Source organism: Microbacterium proteolyticum (assembly GCF_029639405.1).
In the GTDB taxonomy this organism is placed as follows: Bacteria; Actinomycetota; Actinomycetes; order Actinomycetales; family Microbacteriaceae; genus Microbacterium.
The window spans coordinates 881,344-896,193 of the sequence record NZ_CP121274.1 but is presented as its reverse complement, the minus strand read 5'-3'; the positions used below and the strand labels follow the sequence as shown (position 1 = coordinate 896,193).

Annotated in this window: 15 protein-coding genes; 10 read left to right on the top strand and 5 right to left on the bottom strand. The window is 71.8% G+C overall.

Features of this window, described 5'->3' with window-relative positions; all coding sequences use genetic code 11:
* The first annotated feature begins 99 nt into the window (after nucleotides 1-99).
* Nucleotides 100-1,086: a Gfo/Idh/MocA family protein gene (locus tag P8R59_RS04980; protein ID WP_278103006.1), complete on the top strand. Its 987-nt coding sequence runs from the start codon at nucleotides 100-102 to the stop codon at nucleotides 1,084-1,086.
* A 92-nt stretch (nucleotides 1,087-1,178) separates the two neighbouring features.
* On the opposite strand, the gene P8R59_RS04975 is transcribed toward P8R59_RS04980, so the two are convergent.
* Genes P8R59_RS04975 through P8R59_RS04955 form a run of 5 tightly spaced genes read right to left on the bottom strand, consistent with a single transcriptional unit; the run spans nucleotide 1,179 to nucleotide 5,847 of the window.
* On the bottom strand, nucleotides 1,179-2,150 hold the full coding sequence (locus P8R59_RS04975) for a sugar phosphate isomerase/epimerase family protein (protein ID WP_278103005.1): 972 nt from the start codon (nucleotides 2,148-2,150) through the stop codon (nucleotides 1,179-1,181).
* Complete coding sequence (locus tag P8R59_RS04970; RefSeq protein WP_278103004.1) at nucleotides 2,147-3,109, bottom strand: sugar phosphate isomerase/epimerase family protein; 963 nt, start codon at nucleotides 3,107-3,109, stop codon at nucleotides 2,147-2,149. The genes P8R59_RS04975 and P8R59_RS04970 overlap by 4 nt, the downstream gene beginning before the upstream one ends.
* Nucleotides 3,106-4,119, bottom strand: coding sequence for a restriction endonuclease subunit R (locus P8R59_RS04965; protein WP_278103003.1), 1,014 nt, complete (start codon nucleotides 4,117-4,119; stop codon nucleotides 3,106-3,108). The genes P8R59_RS04970 and P8R59_RS04965 overlap by 4 nt, the downstream gene beginning before the upstream one ends.
* The gene (locus P8R59_RS04960) at nucleotides 4,116-4,529 is read right to left on the bottom strand and encodes a hypothetical protein (RefSeq protein ID WP_278103002.1); all 414 of its coding nucleotides are present in this window, start codon (nucleotides 4,527-4,529) and stop codon (nucleotides 4,116-4,118) included. The genes P8R59_RS04965 and P8R59_RS04960 overlap by 4 nt, the downstream gene beginning before the upstream one ends.
* A gap of 43 nt (nucleotides 4,530-4,572) precedes the next feature.
* Nucleotides 4,573-5,847 carry an ROK family protein gene (locus P8R59_RS04955; protein ID WP_278103001.1) on the bottom strand — a complete coding sequence of 425 codons (1,275 nt, stop codon included), beginning with the start codon at nucleotides 5,845-5,847 and terminating at the stop codon, nucleotides 4,573-4,575.
* Between the two features lie 110 nt (nucleotides 5,848-5,957).
* Here P8R59_RS04955 and P8R59_RS04950 point away from each other — a divergent pair, with 110 nt between their 5' ends.
* The 9 genes from P8R59_RS04950 (at nucleotide 5,958) to P8R59_RS04910 (ending at nucleotide 14,782) form a co-directional block, all read left to right on the top strand.
* The gene (locus P8R59_RS04950) at nucleotides 5,958-7,004 is read left to right on the top strand and encodes a Gfo/Idh/MocA family protein (protein ID WP_278103000.1); all 1,047 of its coding nucleotides are present in this window, start codon (nucleotides 5,958-5,960) and stop codon (nucleotides 7,002-7,004) included.
* Nucleotides 7,001-7,741, top strand: a complete 741-nt coding sequence (locus tag P8R59_RS04945; protein ID WP_278102999.1) for a hypothetical protein — start codon at nucleotides 7,001-7,003, stop codon at nucleotides 7,739-7,741. The genes P8R59_RS04950 and P8R59_RS04945 overlap by 4 nt, the downstream gene beginning before the upstream one ends.
* A gap of 105 nt (nucleotides 7,742-7,846) precedes the next feature.
* On the top strand, nucleotides 7,847-8,863 hold the full coding sequence (locus P8R59_RS04940) for a VOC family protein (protein WP_077051220.1): 1,017 nt from the start codon (nucleotides 7,847-7,849) through the stop codon (nucleotides 8,861-8,863).
* 34 nt (nucleotides 8,864-8,897) lie between these two features.
* Nucleotides 8,898-9,845: a fumarylacetoacetate hydrolase family protein gene (locus tag P8R59_RS04935; RefSeq protein WP_278102998.1), complete on the top strand. Its 948-nt coding sequence runs from the start codon at nucleotides 8,898-8,900 to the stop codon at nucleotides 9,843-9,845.
* Entirely contained in the window at nucleotides 9,842-10,834 is a 993-nt protein-coding gene (locus tag P8R59_RS04930; protein ID WP_278102997.1) for a cyclase family protein, read from the top strand. Before P8R59_RS04935 ends, P8R59_RS04930 begins: the two co-directional genes overlap by 4 nt.
* Nucleotides 10,835-10,870: 36 nt before the next feature.
* Nucleotides 10,871-12,004, top strand: a complete 1,134-nt coding sequence (locus tag P8R59_RS04925; protein WP_278102996.1) for an FAD-dependent monooxygenase — start codon at nucleotides 10,871-10,873, stop codon at nucleotides 12,002-12,004.
* On the top strand, nucleotides 12,001-13,011 hold the full coding sequence (locus P8R59_RS04920) for an amidohydrolase family protein (RefSeq protein ID WP_077051224.1): 1,011 nt from the start codon (nucleotides 12,001-12,003) through the stop codon (nucleotides 13,009-13,011). The genes P8R59_RS04925 and P8R59_RS04920 overlap by 4 nt, the downstream gene beginning before the upstream one ends.
* Entirely contained in the window at nucleotides 13,008-14,009 is a 1,002-nt protein-coding gene (locus P8R59_RS04915; protein ID WP_278102995.1) for a fumarylacetoacetate hydrolase family protein, read from the top strand. The genes P8R59_RS04920 and P8R59_RS04915 overlap by 4 nt, the downstream gene beginning before the upstream one ends.
* Nucleotides 14,006-14,782 (top strand): SDR family NAD(P)-dependent oxidoreductase, encoded by a 777-nt coding sequence (locus tag P8R59_RS04910; RefSeq protein WP_278102994.1) that lies wholly within the window; start codon nucleotides 14,006-14,008, stop codon nucleotides 14,780-14,782. Before P8R59_RS04915 ends, P8R59_RS04910 begins: the two co-directional genes overlap by 4 nt.
* Nucleotides 14,783-14,850 lie beyond the last annotated feature (68 nt).

Here is a 14,850-nt window from a genome sequence, read left to right as displayed (position 1 = left end):
GTGTCCGATAAACGCTCTCCGCGGTGAGAAACGTGACGACACGTCGTTTCTCACCGCCGATCGCGTTTGTCGACGGAGGGGGAACGGAGAAGGAGAGGCGTGATCGGGATCGGCATCCTGGGGGCGGGCGGCATCGCGGAACGCGCGATGGTCGAGCCGTCGCGGACCGTCGACGGTGTCGAGGTCGTCGCGATCGGCGCGCGGGACCCGGACCGGGCGCAGGCCTTCGCCGACCGGCTCGACCTCCCCGCGTGGGGCGACTACGACGCGGTGCTGTCGGATCCCCGGGTCGACCTCGTCTACCTCGCGCTGCCGCCGATCGTCCACGCCGAGTGGGCGACGCGGGCGCTCGAGGCCGGGAAGCACGTGCTGTGCGAGAAGCCCCTGTCGGCGAACGGGACGACCGCCGCGGCCATCGCGGACACGGCGGATGCCAACGCCCGACGCGCGTTCGTCGGCTTCCACTACCGCCTGCATCCGTTCATCGCGGACCTCCTCGCCACGATCGGGTCGGGGGTCCTCGGCGACGTGCAGCGGGTCGAGGTGGACTTCAGCATCCCGCACTTCGTCGTGAAGCCGGGCAACATCCGCCTCGACGGCGACCTCGCCGGCGGCGCCGTGATGGACGTCGGCTGCTACGCGGTCGATCTGCTCCGGGCGGCGTGGGGCGAGCCCGAGGTGGTCTCGGCGTCGGTGCGGACGTACGACGCCGACCCCCGCATCGACCTGCAGACCGACGCCGAACTGCTGTTGCCCTGTGGCATCCCGGCCGCGGTCCGGGCGTCGTTCCTCGGCGACGACGCCGGGGCGATGGAGGTGCGGGTCTTCGGGGGCGCGGCCACGCTGCGTGCGACGAGCGTCATCGTGCCGCAGTGGGGCGCGACCCTCCGCGTGACGACCCCCGACGGCACGGTGCTGCGCGAGGTCGCGGTCGACCCCGCCGAGAACAGCTACGCCCGGCAGCTGGAGCACCTGCGCGACGTGCTGACCACCGGCGCGGCGAGCATCCTCGACGCCCGCCGCGCCGTCGGCACGATGCGCACGGTCGGCGCGATCTACCGCGCCGCCGGGTTGCTCCCGCGCTGAGCGCGGTGCCATGGGGCGTGAGTCGCCAAGATTTGTCGCTTTCCGGCATGCCGAGGCGACAAATCCTGGCGACTCACGCGAAAGGCGCAGCCTCAGCCCAGCAGCGGGCGCAGCACCTTCTGCACGTACCAGCCCGCGACCATCGTGCTCTCGGCGGGGTGGGGGCTCTGGTCGGACTCCACCACGATCCAGCCGCGGTAGCCGTGTTCGGCCAGGGCGCCGACGAAAGCCTCGGAGTCGACCAGCGCGCGCTCGTCGCTCGGCTCGTAGAACCAGCGCAGGATCTTCCGCGCGCCGCCCTCGGTGCGGATGAACTGCTCGGCGTGCGGCGTCGACGCCTCGGCGTCGTCCACGGTCTCGCGGGCGTCCTTCAGCTGCACGTGGACGACCCGGTCGGCGTACCGCCGGTACAGCGCGACGGGGTCGATCCCCGCGATCGCGTATTCGGCGGTGTCGATCGCGAGACCGACCTTCGCCGGGTCCGTGGCGGCGAGCAGGCGATGGATGCCATCCCCCAGGCGCAGCGCGGAGAGGAAGTCCACGTGCAGGCCGAGGGCGATGCCATCCTCGGCAACGGCCTCGCCGACCGTGTTCCACAGGTCGGCGAGCGCGCCGATCTGCTCGTCGGAGAGGGACCCCGTCTGCCACGCGGACGGCGCGGCGCGCACGACCAGTACGCTCCCGCCGAGGCGGCGGATGGCATCCGCGAACCAGCGTGCGGTGCGGGTGATCTCGCCGACCGAGGCCGGATCCAGCGGGTCGGGCCCGCGGCCCATCTCGACCTCGAAGCCGACGGAGGGGTCGTACACGTAGCTGCTCACGGCGTCGAGCGCGCACGCGGACAGCACCTCGCGGAACCCCTCGAGCGAGCCGTAGAGGTCGGCGATCTGCTGCGGCGTCCCGAGCGGCTCCCACGCGCCGAAGCTCACGGCGGTGAGCTCGATGGCCGAGAAGCCGCTGATCGACACGGTCTTGAACGCGCGCTCGTGCTCGCGTTTGCGGACGAACGAGTCGATGTTCGTGTCCCACTGGTTGACGGCGTAGGCCCAGCGCACGTCGCTCATCGCGCGACCTCCTCGTTGTAGATGCCGTCCAGCACGTTCTTGGCGTACCAGCGCGAGATCGCGGTGCTCTCGGCGTAGTCGCCGCCGAGCTTGTCGGCCTTGTCGTGTTCGACGCTGATCCAGCCGGTGTACCCGTTGTCGCGCACCGAGCGCATCATCGCCTCGAAGTCGACGAGCCCCTCATCGGTCCCCATCTCGTAGAACCATTTCTCGGTCGTCTTCGCCGAGACCTCGGCATCCGGGAACATCCGGTAGTCGTCGTTGACGTCCTTGTGGCGGGTGTCCTTGAAGTGGAAGCCGGTCACGCGCTCGTGGTGCTTCTCGTACACGTCGACCGGGTCGACGTCGGCGATGCAGTGCTGCGCGGTGTCGACGAAGAACTTCACGTAGCGCGGGTCGGCGTAGGAGTAGAAGCGGTCGATCTGGTCGCGCGTGCGGATGCCGGCGTAGAACTCGTGGTGGCAGGTGAGGTTGACGCCGTACTGCTGCGTGAGTTCGCCCACCTTGCCCCAGATGTCGGCCGCATGCTTGAGGCCGTCGTCGGGCACGCCGGCCTCGTCGAAGTAGCGCGACCCGGGCATCACGATGATGTTGTCGAGCTGGATGCCGGACCACATGTCCAGCGTCCGCTGGAAGTCCTCGAGGATCGTGGCGTGCGTCGCGGGCACCTCGGGGGCGTAGCGGTCGGGGGAGTAGTAGACCCCGTGGAACGTGTTGACGATCCGTTCGAGGCCCTGCTCCTGCACGAACTCCTGGTAGTTGGCGACGGACCCGTACTGCTCGAAGATCTGCCAGATCCGGAAGTCGAACGTGTCGATCGCGTCGAACCCGACGGCGGCGACCTGCTGGAGGAATCGCTTCATCGCCAGCTTCGACTGCCACTGGTCGTAGGGTCCGGCGGGTCCTTGGGCCCGCCAGTGGTCCATGTAGCTCCATTTGATGGGAGGGCGGTCGGTCATGGGGTGCTCGCTTCCTGCAGGGGTGCGGATGGGTGACGGTCGGAGAGGATGCCGGCGGCCAGCGCGAGGTGACGCGAGGTCATCTCCCACGGGTCGTCGTCGAGCCACTCCTGGCCGCCCCACTCGCTGCAGAGCGTGCCGGTGTAGCCCGTCGCGGCGAGGGCGGCGCCCACGTCGCGAAGGGGGTCGGAAAGTCGGTGGTCGGCGTCGTCGAGGTCCCAGAACTTCAGGTGCACTCCACCGATCAGGGGCAGAACGGATGCCACGTCCGAGACGTCGGAGCGCCCGAACCGCACGAGCAGGTTCATGTACAGCGTGTGCACCGGTCCCGGCACGCGGCCCGACCGCAGGTGGTCGACGACCGCGCCGTGGGTTCCGGGCTCGCGCCAATGGTCCCGGAGCAGCGTCACGAGCGCCGGGTCGACGCCACCGCGGGACAGCGCCTCGAGGTACGTCACGGGGAGGGCCGGCATGAGCATGCTGATGTCGAGCAGCAGGCGCAGGTGGGGGCTGTCGATCTCGGCGATCCGCGCGTAGGCCTCGGGCGACGCGGCCGGCGTCTGGTGCCCCTGCGCCTCCTCGTACAGCACGAGGTCGAGTTCCTCCAGCAGGGGCAGCGCGCTCTCGAGCACCGCGCCCGCCTGGCCGATCGGGAGGCGCACACCCTGCGCGCCGAGCGCCGCGGAGGTGCGCAGCTGCGGCTCGAGGAAGGCGAGGCGCTGGTCGTCGGTGCGGCGGCGGTGACCGTCCCACTCGTCGATGCTCACGCCGACGATGCTCACGCCGCCGCCGACGGCGTGGAGGCGATCGCGCAGGTCGTGCGCCTCGGCGAGCGTGGCCGCCGGGTAGCCGCGCCACAGTTGCCCGAGCTCGACTTCGATCGCGGAGGCGAGCCCCCGCTCGACGAGGGTGAGCGCAAGATCCGGGGCCGTGCGTTCGGCGCGCACGACCTCGGGTGTGAGGTTGAACGCGCTCGCCGACAGCGTCCAGCCCGCCGGCAGCGCGCTCACGCGCGGCTCCCGACGTCGCGCGAGACACCCGTCGTCGGCGTCTCGCTGTCCAGCTCGCGGGTGAAGAAGAAGGGCAGACGCAGGGGCCCGTCGGGCCCGCCGTCGAGGTACGGCACCTCCAGCCGGAACGACACCGACACTTCGTGGATGCCAGGGCTCGCGGCATCCACGAGGTGCAGGGCGACGCGGTCCTGCACGTGCCACCACAGGGTCTCGGCCTCGAGGTCGGCGGGGTCGACGCGGCGGTCGCCGAGCTCCACGGTCGCGGGGGCGGATCGCCCGTCGATGCGCACCTCGGGGTCGACGAGACCGGCGAGGGGCAGGGAGCGGATCCAGGGCAGGGAGAGGCGGAGGACGTACCCGTCGGGAAGGGTGTGCAGCGCATCGTCGCGCAGCGCGGTCAGGACCATAAGTCCCGAATCTACCGACTAATGTCGCAAATAGGAAGAAGTGTCAGGCGGGGATCGCCGCGCCGCGGATCGCCCCGAGCGTCGGGCGGCCCTCGGCGAACCATCGCGGGAACACCGCCTCGAACAACTGCTCGCGGGCGAGGTCCACCCCGCCGCGCAACGGCTCGCGGGCGTCGTTGACGCTGGTCACGATCGACAGGTCTCGCGTGGCGAGCGGCAGGGAGAGCTCGTAGACCCGGTGGCGCACCTCGGCGAGGAACAGCTCGCCCGCGGCCGCCACGGCTCCGCCGATGACGATGACGCTCGGATTGAACATGTTCACGAGAGCGGCGACCGCTTCGCCGATCTGCCGCGCGGATGCCTGGATGAGGGAGATCGCGAGCGCGTCGCCCCGCTCGGCGGCCTTCGAGATGTCTTCGGGGGCCAGTTCGGCGCCCGAGGCGAGGATGTCGGCGATCGCGCCCGTGCCCCCCGCCGCGACCGCCTCGCGCGCGTCGCGGATGAGGGCCCAGCCGCCCGCGACGGCTTCGAGGCATCCGATCTTCCCGCATCGGCACTGCTGCTCCGCCCCCGGGACCCGGACGTGACCCATGTCGCCGGCGGCGCCGTTCGCGCCGCGGTGCAGGCGCCCGTGCGACACGAGCCCCGCGCCGATGCCGGTGCCGACCTTGCAGTAGATGAGGTCGGGGTTGTCCTCGCGCCGTCGCGCGCGCTCGCCGGCGGCGAGGATGTTCACGTCGTTGTCGACCCAGACCGGCGCCGAGTAGCGCTCTTCGAAGCGCGAGCGGACGTCGAAGTTGTTCCACCCGGGCATGATCGGCGGGGCGACCGGCCGGCCGGTCTCGAAGTCGACCGGGCCCGGGAGGCCCACGACCACGGCCCAGACCGGGGCGTTCCCGTCGGTCTCGAGAAGTTCGTCGACCATCGACGTCGCGACCGCGAGGGTCTCGTCGGGGCCGCTGGCGATGTCCCACACCCGGTGCGCCTCGGCGCGGATCTCGCCGTCGAGGTCGGTGACGCCCACGTGGATGTGCAGTCCGCCGAGCGCGCACACGACGATCCGTCCGCGCTCGGAGCGGAAGCGCAGGGTGCGCGGAGCCCGCCCGCCCGAGGAGGGGGCGTACTCGGCGTCCTCGAGGAAGCCCATCTCGACGGCGCGATCGACCCGCTGCGTCACGACGCCGCGGCCGAGTCCCGTGACGCGACCGATCTCGGGACGCGTCACCGCCTCGCCGAGTCGGACCATGTTGACGATCCGCAGCAGGCTCGTGACCTCGTCGGTCTGTGCGCCGAAGCGGAGCGTGGAGACGTTGGCCATGCTCGATCTTCACACAAGGGCGGCCTCCCGCTCCCGGTTTCGCGTCATCTATGGTTCATTAGTCTCGAACTTCGGCGCTATTCGTGCCGAAGTGGCCGCGAAGGAGCGACATGACCTGGGGAGTGGGCATCATCGGGGCCGGTCCCGGGGTGGCGGCGCTGCACGCGCCGACGCTGGCGCGGACCGCGGGCGACTTCCGTCTCGTGCACGTCAGCGACGGCGGCAGCGGGCGCGCCGCCGTGATCGCCGAGCGCTTCGGAGCACGCTCCTCGACCGGCGTGGACGCGCTGCTGGCCGACGCCGAGGTCGAGGTCGTCGCCGTGTGCAGCCCGCCCGAGCAGCACGCCGGGCACGTGCGCGCGAGCCTCGCCGCGGGGCGCCGCGCCATCTTCTGCGAGAAGCCGCTCGCGACGACGCTCGAGGATGCCGAGCAGATCGTCGCCGAGTGCGCCGACGCCGGCGCCCTCCTGGTGGTGGGCACGAATCACCTGTTCGACCCGGCGTGGTCGCGGGCCACTCGCCACCTGCACGCCACGCGCGATCGCGTGCGGTCGGTGTCGGTGACGCTGTCGCTCGCGCCCAACGGGAGGTACCACGAGCTCGTCACGGGCGCGCCCCTTCCCGCGGCACCGGGGCCCGCTCGCCCGCCCATCGACCCCGACGACCGCGAGCTGAGCGCGCGGATCGTCCGGCAGCTGGTCGTCGGGCTGGCCGTGCACGATCTGCCGCTCGTGCGCGATCTCGTCCCGGATGCCACCGAGGTCGTGTGGGCGCGACCGGTCGCTCCGATCGGGTTCGACCTCGCCCTCCGTTCGCCCGATGCGGTCGTGCGTTTCACCGCGGTGATGGGGCCCGACGGGGCGGACTCGCTGTGGCGGGTGAACGTCGCGACCGACGGCGCGCGCATCGACGTCGAGTTCCCGCCCCCGTTCGTGCACGCGGGCAGCGCCCGCACCACGGTCCGCGACGGGCGCGGCATCCAGACCGCGTATCCGATCGACCGACGCGACGGGTACGACGCGGAGTGGCGCGCGCTCGCGGCCCTGCTGCGCGGCGAGACGGCGATGGAGTACGACGAGCTGCGCGCGGATGCCGCGTTCGTCATCGCCGTGGCCGACGGCGCCGCCGCGGCCGTGCGGGCGGGGGTGGCCGCGTGAGCGCGATGGCGGTGGGGACCGACCTGGCCGCCTACCGGTCGGCCGTGGCCGAACTCGCGCCCCTCGTGCGGCTCGCGGATGCCGAGGAGGCCGGCGTCCTGCGGGTCGTCGACGGCCGCGGCGCGTGGTGGGACCGTCTGGAGCGGCTCACCGACGCCATCGGGGTGGTGGTGGACGAACCGCAGCCCGCGCCGGCCGCCGCCCACGAGCGGCTTCGGGCGCTGGGCGTGCCCGTGGTGGTGGCCCGGCGTCGGCTGCGGGCCGATGTCGTCGCGACGGTCGCCGCGGTGCCCGCGGCCCACGTCGTGGTCGATGCGTGGGGAGCGCCGTCCGAAGCGGCGGTGGTGCTGAGGGATGCCGTCGGCTGGGCGCGCGTGCTCGCCGGCGGTCCGCTCGAGGTCGTCGCGCACGCCGCGACGCCGACGGCCGACGTCCTCGCCCTCGCCTGCGGGCGGGTCGGGGTCAGCGTGACCCGGGCGCTGGGTGGTGCGGGGGTGGGCGACGCGCTGACGGCGGTCGCGCTCGGACCGCGGCGCGTGGAGGTGCGGACCGACTCCGCGGCGGCGACGATCCACGTCGAGATCGACGACCTCGAGGGTCGGCGCATCGCGGCTCCGAGACGCGAGGCGGCCGAGCGCGTGGCTCTCCGGAGGCTCCGGGATGCCGTCGCCACCGGCGTGCGGCCGAGTGACCTCGACGAGCTGGCCCACGACGACGGCATCCTCGGAGTGGAATAAACCGGGTCGATACTCGGCATCCACAGGATCGGCTTCCCTGATAACGACTTCGGTCGGATAGTGGAAGAAGAGTCGGAACGGCCCGATTCACCGAAAGGATCGAAGATGATCAAGCTTCTCTCGCACCTGTCCTTCGTTGCGATCACGACGCCCGATGTCGATGCCTCGGTGGACTTCTACGTCAACCAGGTGGGTCTGACCGAAGTCGCGCGCGAGGACGACCGCGTCTACCTGCGCTGCTGGGGCGACTACTACTCCTACTCCGTCGTGGTGGTCCGCGGCGCCGAGCCCGCGCTCGAGACCATGGCCTGGCGCACCTCGTCGGCCGAGGCCCTCGAAGAGGCAGCCAAGCGCGTCGAGGCGACCGGCATCCAGGGCGAGTGGTTCGACGGCCGCGGCATCGGTCGCGCCTACCGCTTCACCGGCCCGTTCGGCCACAACATGACGCTGCACTGGGACGTCGAGCGTCACCGTCCCGAGCCCCACACCGCGTCGATCTTCCCCGACCGTCCCGAGAAGCGCAGCTCGGTCGCCGGCGCTCCCCGCCAGCTCGACCACGTCACCGTCGCGACCTCCGACGTCGACGCGTTCGTGCAGTGGTACGTCGACACCCTCGGCTTCCGATTCATGGCGCGGACCGTCCTCGATGAGGCGCCCATCTCGGTGTTCTCAGTGCTGACCACGAACGAGAAGTCGCACGACCTCGGCGTCGTCCTCGACGGCTCGACCCGCGCCGGCCGCATCAACCACTACGCCTTCTGGGTCGACACCCGCGAAGAGCTGCTCATCGCCGCCGACACCCTCATGGAGAACGGCATCCCGATCGAGTACGGCCCCAACATCCACGGCATCGGCGAGCAGACGTTCCTCTACTACCGCGAGCCCTCGACGCTGCGCATCGAGCTCAACACCGGCGGCTACCGCAACTATGTCCCCGACTGGGAGGCGAACACCTGGAAGCCGTCGCAGGGCTCGAACAACCTGTACCGCAACGGCGCCATGCCCATGTCGATGACCGAGTCGTTCCCGCCCGCCGACGGCCCCAGCGCCACCGAAGAGGGCGTGCCCGACGAGATCAAGGACGCCCTGCTCAACCCCTACGCCGTCCAGGGCCGGGGCTGAACGTCGATCCCGGTCGGGGAGAGTGAGCACCACCATGACCACCGCACCCTTCGCCCTCGCGCGTTTCCGGGACGGGGATGCCGTGCACGTCGGCCTCGTCGTCGGCGACCGCATCCGCGCGCTCGCCGACGACGAGCTGGGCGGTGGCCTGAACGCGTTCCTCGCCGACCCCGACTGGGATCGCCTCGAAGCTCTCGCCGCGGCGCCGGGGGAGTGGCATCCGCTGTCGGATGTCACCCTCACCGCGCCCGTCGAGCCGCGGCAGGTGCTGCAGACCGGCGCCAACTACCGCCAGCACGTGATCGAGCTGGTGGCGGCGGGCCTGACGCAGAACACCGACCGCACGCCGGAGGAGGCCCGCGCCTTCGCCGCCGGCATGATGGACGAGCGCGCCCGCACCGGCGAGCCGTACTTCTTCATCGGGCTCACGGCGTGCGTCGTCGGCGACGACGTGCCGCTCGTGCTGCCGGCCTCCAGCGACGTGCACGACTGGGAGCTCGAGCTCGCCGTCGTCATCGGGCGCGAGGCGTTCCGCGTCTCGCGCGAGGAGGCGCTCGACCACGTCGCCGGCTACACGATCGTCAACGACATCACCACGCGCGACCTCGTCTTCCGCAAGGACATGAAGGAGATCGGCACCGACTGGTACCGGGCGAAGAACGCGCCCGGGTTCCTCCCGACGGGTCCGCTCCTCGTGCCCGCCCGGTTCGTCGACCCCGCCGACACCCCGGTGCGTCTCGAGCTCAACGGACAGGTCATGCAGGATGCCTCGACCTCCGACCTCCTGTTCGACGTCCCCGCGCTGGTGTCCGCGGCATCCCAGACCCACCCGCTGCTTCCCGGCGACCTGCTGCTCACCGGCAGTCCCGCCGGAAACGGTCAGCACTGGAAGAGGTTCCTCCGCGACGGCGACGTCATGACGGGGACCATCGGCGCTCTCGGCACGCAGGTCGTGCGGTGCGTCGCGGAGGAGAACGCGTGAGCGCGCCGTCGGAGGATCCGGCCGACCTCGACCGGCAGAGCCCCGAGGCGGAGATCGCCGCGCGCGCCGAGGCCCACCGGAATTGGGGGCGGTGGGGCGAGGGCGACGTGCTCGGCACGCTCAACTACATCGACACCGCGAAGCGTCGCGAGGCCGCCGCGCTCGTGCGGGAGGGGCGCTCCATCTCGCTCTCGCAGCGTTTCGACACCGACGGACCGCAGAAGGGCTGGCGCCGCCGGACCAACCCCGTGCACACGATGACCGACACGGGAACGGATGCCGAGCGCGGCAACCAGGGCTTCCCGCACGGCATCGGCGGCGCCGACGACGTCATCGCGATGCCCCTGCAGTGCTCCACCCAGTGGGACGGCCTCGGGCACATCTTCGACCACGGGTTCGCGTGGAACGGGCGCCGGGCGGGCGACGTCGTCACGAGCGACGGCGACCTCGTCATCGGCATCGAGCACGCGGCCGACGTCATCGTGTCGCGCGGCGTGCTGCTCGACGTGGGCCGGCACCTCGCGCCCGAGAGCGGTGAGCTCGCCGACGGCTACGCCATCACGGCCGCCGACCTCGACGCGTGCGCGGACGCCGAGGACGTCACCGTCGGTCGCGGCGACATCGTGCTCGTGCGCACCGGGCAGTTCGCCCGCGTCACGCGCGAGGGCTGGGGCGACTACGCCGGCGGCCCCGCGCCGGGGCTGTCGCTCACGACCGCCGGGTGGCTGCACCGCACCGAGATCGCCGCCATCGCCACCGACACCTGGGGGTTCGAGGTGCGGCCGAACGAGTTCGACGTGCCCGCCTTCCAGCCCCTCCACCAGGTCGTGATCCCGAATCTCGGGCTCACGATCGGCGAGATGTGGAACCTCGACGCGCTCGCCGAGGCGTGCGCGTCGACGGGGCGCTGGGAGTTCCTGCTCTCCGCGCCGCCGCTCCCCATCACCGGCGCCGTCGGGTCGCCGGTGAATCCCGTCGCCCTGCTGTAAACCTGATCCCCGTGGAAAGAACAGAGAGGTTCTGACATGACCGCCGTTCAGAAAGTCGCGATCGCCGGAGCCGGCGTCGCGGGCCTGGCATCCGCCATCTTCCTCGCCCGCGCGGGCGTCGAGGTCGACGTCTTCGACGCGCAACCGTCGCTGCCCACCCGGGGGTCGGGCATCACGCTGCAGGGGAACGCCCTGCGCGTGTTCGACGCACTCGGGGTGTGGGACGAGATCGCCGCGGCCGGCAACGCGTTCGAGGGCCTGAACCTGCGCGCCCCGGGGCCGGGGGCCCCGATCGTCGCAGCGCTCCCCGATCTCAAGACGGGCGGTGCGGACTACCCCTCGGCCATGGGGCTGTCGCGACCCGACCTGGCCCGCATCCTCCTCGCCGCCGTGGAGGAGCACGGCGCCCGCGTGCACTTCGGTCGGCGGGTCACCGGCCTCACGCCGTCCGGCGACGCGGTCGACGTCGAGGTCGACGGCGCGCCGGCGGGAAGCTACGACCTGGTGATCGGCGCGGACGGCCTGCACTCGACGGTGCGCGAGCTCGTCGGCATCCACGTGTCTCCCGAGCGCAACGGCATGGGCATCTGGCGCACGTTCGTGTCGCTTCCCGAGGGGGTCGACCGCACCGAGCTGTACTACGGCGGTCCGGTGTACATCGCCGGGTACACGCCCACCGGTGCCGACACGATGTACGCGTTCCTGGTCGAGAAGGCCGAAGACCGCTCCGGCGCCTCCCCCGAGGAGGCGCGCCGGATCATGGTCGAGCAGTCGCGCGCGTACGACGGCCCGTGGAACTCCATCCGCGCCGACATCGAAGCCGGGGCGGATGCCAACTACACCTGGTTCACCCGACACCTCGTCGAGGCGCCCTGGAACCGCGGCCGCGTCGTCGTCATCGGCGACGCCGCGCACAGCTGCCCGCCGACCATCGCGCAGGGTGCGGCGCAGGGACTCGAGGACGCCGCGGTGCTGACGGAACTCCTCATCGACAGGGTTGCCGTCGACCAGACGCTGTGGGACGCCTTCCACGAGCGTCGTGTGGCGCGGGCCGAGGCGATCGTCGACGCGTCGGCGCAGCTCGCCCAGTGGCAGCTCGACGGCGTCCGCGATGCGGACGCGAGCGGACTGATGTTCCGCGTCGCGCAGATCACCTCGGTGCCCGCATGAGCGAGGTCGTCGACGTCCACGCCCACCTGCTCATGCCGGGCCTGCACGCCGAGGTCGAGCGGCGGGTACCCGAGGAGGTGCAGGCCGCGGCCGATCTCGAGCTGCGCCGCAACGGGCTGGCGAGCCTGCAGGCGTCGGGGCGCATGATCGGCGAGCGGTTCCCGCGCCTGACCTCCGTCGAGGCGCGTCTGGCCGCGATGGACGCGCAGGGCGTCGACCGGCAGTGGGTCAGCCCGTCGCCGAACCACTTCTACCCGTGGGCGAACGAGGGTCTCGCGACGTGGACGACCGGCGAAGCCAACCGGCTCATCGCCGAGCACGTCGCCCAGGCTCCGGATCGTCTCGTGGGCCTCGGCACCGTGCCGCTGCAGCACCCGCAGCTCGTGGTCGACGCGCTCGACGACGCGGTGCTCGGGCGCGGGCTCGCCGGGGTGGAGATCTCCTCCTTCGCCGGTGACGTCGAGCTGAGCGACGACCGGTTGGAGCCGTTCTGGGCGCGCGCCGCGGAGCTGCGGGCGGTGGTGTTCCTGCACCCGTTCGGCTGCTCGCTCGACGAGCGCCTCGACCGGTTCTACCTCTCGAACACGGTCGGCCAGCCCACCGAGAACGCCGTCGCGCTCTCGCACCTCATCTTCGCGGGTGTGCTCGACCGGCATCCGGGCCTCCGTCTGGTGGCGGCGCACGGCGGCGGGTACCTGCCCACCGCGATCGGTCGCTCCGACCGCGCGTGGAAGGTGCGGCCCGAGGCGCACGGGTGCGCGCACGCGCCCTCGACCTACCTCGCGAAGCTCTGGTTCGACACGGTCGTGCACGACGAGCGCGCCCTGCGGTGGCTCGTCGAGGTCGCGGGAGCCGACCGGGTGCTGCTGGGCAGCGACTTCCCGTTCGACATGGGGCTCGACGACCCCGTCGGGTTCGTCCGCGGCGCCGGGCTCGCCGACGCCGAGGCGACGGCGATCCTCGGGGGCAACGCCGAGGCGCTGCTGCGCACGCGGGTGCACGCGTGAGGATTGCGCGCTGGGTCGACGGCGCCGACATCGGCGAAGGGTTCGTCGACGGGGCCACGGTGATCCCGTTCCCCGACGGGCTGCGTGTCGCCGAGGTGCTCGCGCAGGGGATCGACGCGGCTTCGGCGCTGTTCGGACGACGTGACCTCGCGGCGGCGCGGCCCCTGGCTGACGTGCGTCTACTCGCCCCGCTCGTGCCGGCGTCGATCCGTGACTTCGTCGCGTTCGAGGAGCACGTCGAGGGGGTGAGCGCGTCGGTCGACGGCAAGAGCGAGGTCGTGCCCGAGTGGTACGAGGCCCCGACCTTCTACTTCACCAACCCGCACACGGTCCGGGCGACCCGCGACGTCGTGCCGATCCCCGAGACGCAGCGGCTCGACGTCGAGCTCGAGCTGGCCGCGGTCATCGGCGGGGTGCCCGGTTCGGACGGGGAGAACCTGGATGCCGCGAGCGTGGCCGCCCACATCTTCGGCTACACCGTGATGAACGACTGGTCGGCGCGTGACCTGCAGTCGCGCGAGATGAAGGTGCGGCTGGGCCCTGCCAAGGGCAAGGATTTCGCGATGACGCTCGGGCCGTGGATCGTCACGGTCGACGAACTCGAGCCGTACCTCGACGCCGACGGTTTCCTCGCCGTGCGGGCGGAGCTGTTCATCAACGGCGAGCTCATCGGCGACGACCTGGTGTCGAACATGGGCTGGCCGTTCCCCGAGCTGGTGATGTACGCCGCGCGGAACTCCGTCGTCGTGCCGGGCGACGTGCTCGGGTCGGGCACGGTGGGCCACGGCGGGTGCCTGGGCGAGCTGTGGGGGCGGCGCGGTGCGCTCGACCCGCGGCCGCTCGAACCCGGCGACGAGGTGCGCATGGTCATCGAGGGCGTCGGCGAGATCGTCAACGTCGTGGGGGAGCGCGTGCCCGCCCCGGTGGTTCCGCGGGCGCGGGAGCGTTCGCGGCAGCGACACCGCAGCGAGGTCGCGGGATCCCCGGCCGGGCGATGACCGATCTGCGTCTGCCGGGCATCGCCGGTCACCTGTTCGTGGTGACCGGCGCCGCCGGTGGGCAGGGTGCCGAGGAGGCGCTGACGCTGACTTCGCTCGGGGCGGATGTCGTCGCGGTGGACCTGGCCGAGGACGCCCCCGAGCTGCGCGAGCGCGCGGCGCCCCTCAGGGGATCGCTCGCCTACCGACGCCTCGACGTCGCCCGTGGGGAGGACTGGGCCGCACTCGCCGCGTCGCTGGACGGACGGCGCGTGCGGGGGCTGGTGAACAACGCCGGCATCACGCACCGCGCGCGCATCGGTGAGCTCGCCCGCGCCGACTGGGACCGCGCGTTCGCCGTCAACGTCACCGGGGCGATGCTCGGCATCCAAGCGCTCCTCCCGCTCATGGATGCCGGCTCCTCGATCGTCAACATCGGCTCGGTCGCGGGACTCACGGGGCATTACACGGCCGCGTACACCGCGAGCAAGTGGGCGCTGCGAGGGCTCACGCACGCGAGCGTCACGGAACTCGGGCCCCGCGGCATCCGGGTGAATCTGGTGAATCCCGGCTTCATCCGCACCCCGATGACGGCGTCGGCGCCGCCCGTGTTCGCCGAGGCGAGCACCGCGATCATTCCGCTGCATCGTGTCGGCGAGGCGGTCGAGGTCGCCGAGATCGTCGCCTTCCTGCTCTCGGATGCCGCCGCGTTCATCACGGGCGCGGAGATCGGCGTCGACGGCGGGCAGGCCCTGTCGGGGGCGGCGTCGGTGCTCTCCGACGCGCTCCGCTAATGTTGAAAATCGACATAAGTCGGGTATGCTGGCTCCGACGTCGGGGCCCCGCGGGTCCGTTCGCCCGG

Excerpts from the sequence above, each read along its gene's own strand:
- P8R59_RS04975 (WP_278103005.1), bottom strand. The coding sequence starts at position 2,150 with ATGAGCGACGTGCGCTGGGCCTACGCCGTCAACCAGTGGGACACGAAC.
- P8R59_RS04970 (WP_278103004.1), bottom strand. The coding sequence starts at position 3,109 with ATGACCGACCGCCCTCCCATCAAATGGAGCTACATGGACCACTGGCGG.
- P8R59_RS04960 (WP_278103002.1), bottom strand. The coding sequence starts at position 4,529 with ATGGTCCTGACCGCGCTGCGCGACGATGCGCTGCACACCCTTCCCGAC.
- P8R59_RS04955 (WP_278103001.1), bottom strand. The coding sequence starts at position 5,847 with ATGGCCAACGTCTCCACGCTCCGCTTCGGCGCACAGACCGACGAGGTC.
- P8R59_RS04950 (WP_278103000.1), top strand. The coding sequence starts at position 5,958 with ATGACCTGGGGAGTGGGCATCATCGGGGCCGGTCCCGGGGTGGCGGCG.
- P8R59_RS04940 (WP_077051220.1), top strand. The coding sequence starts at position 7,847 with ATGATCAAGCTTCTCTCGCACCTGTCCTTCGTTGCGATCACGACGCCC.
- P8R59_RS04935 (WP_278102998.1), top strand. The coding sequence starts at position 8,898 with ATGACCACCGCACCCTTCGCCCTCGCGCGTTTCCGGGACGGGGATGCC.
- P8R59_RS04925 (WP_278102996.1), top strand. The coding sequence starts at position 10,871 with ATGACCGCCGTTCAGAAAGTCGCGATCGCCGGAGCCGGCGTCGCGGGC.
- P8R59_RS04920 (WP_077051224.1), top strand. The coding sequence starts at position 12,001 with ATGAGCGAGGTCGTCGACGTCCACGCCCACCTGCTCATGCCGGGCCTG.
- P8R59_RS04910 (WP_278102994.1), top strand. The coding sequence starts at position 14,006 with ATGACCGATCTGCGTCTGCCGGGCATCGCCGGTCACCTGTTCGTGGTG.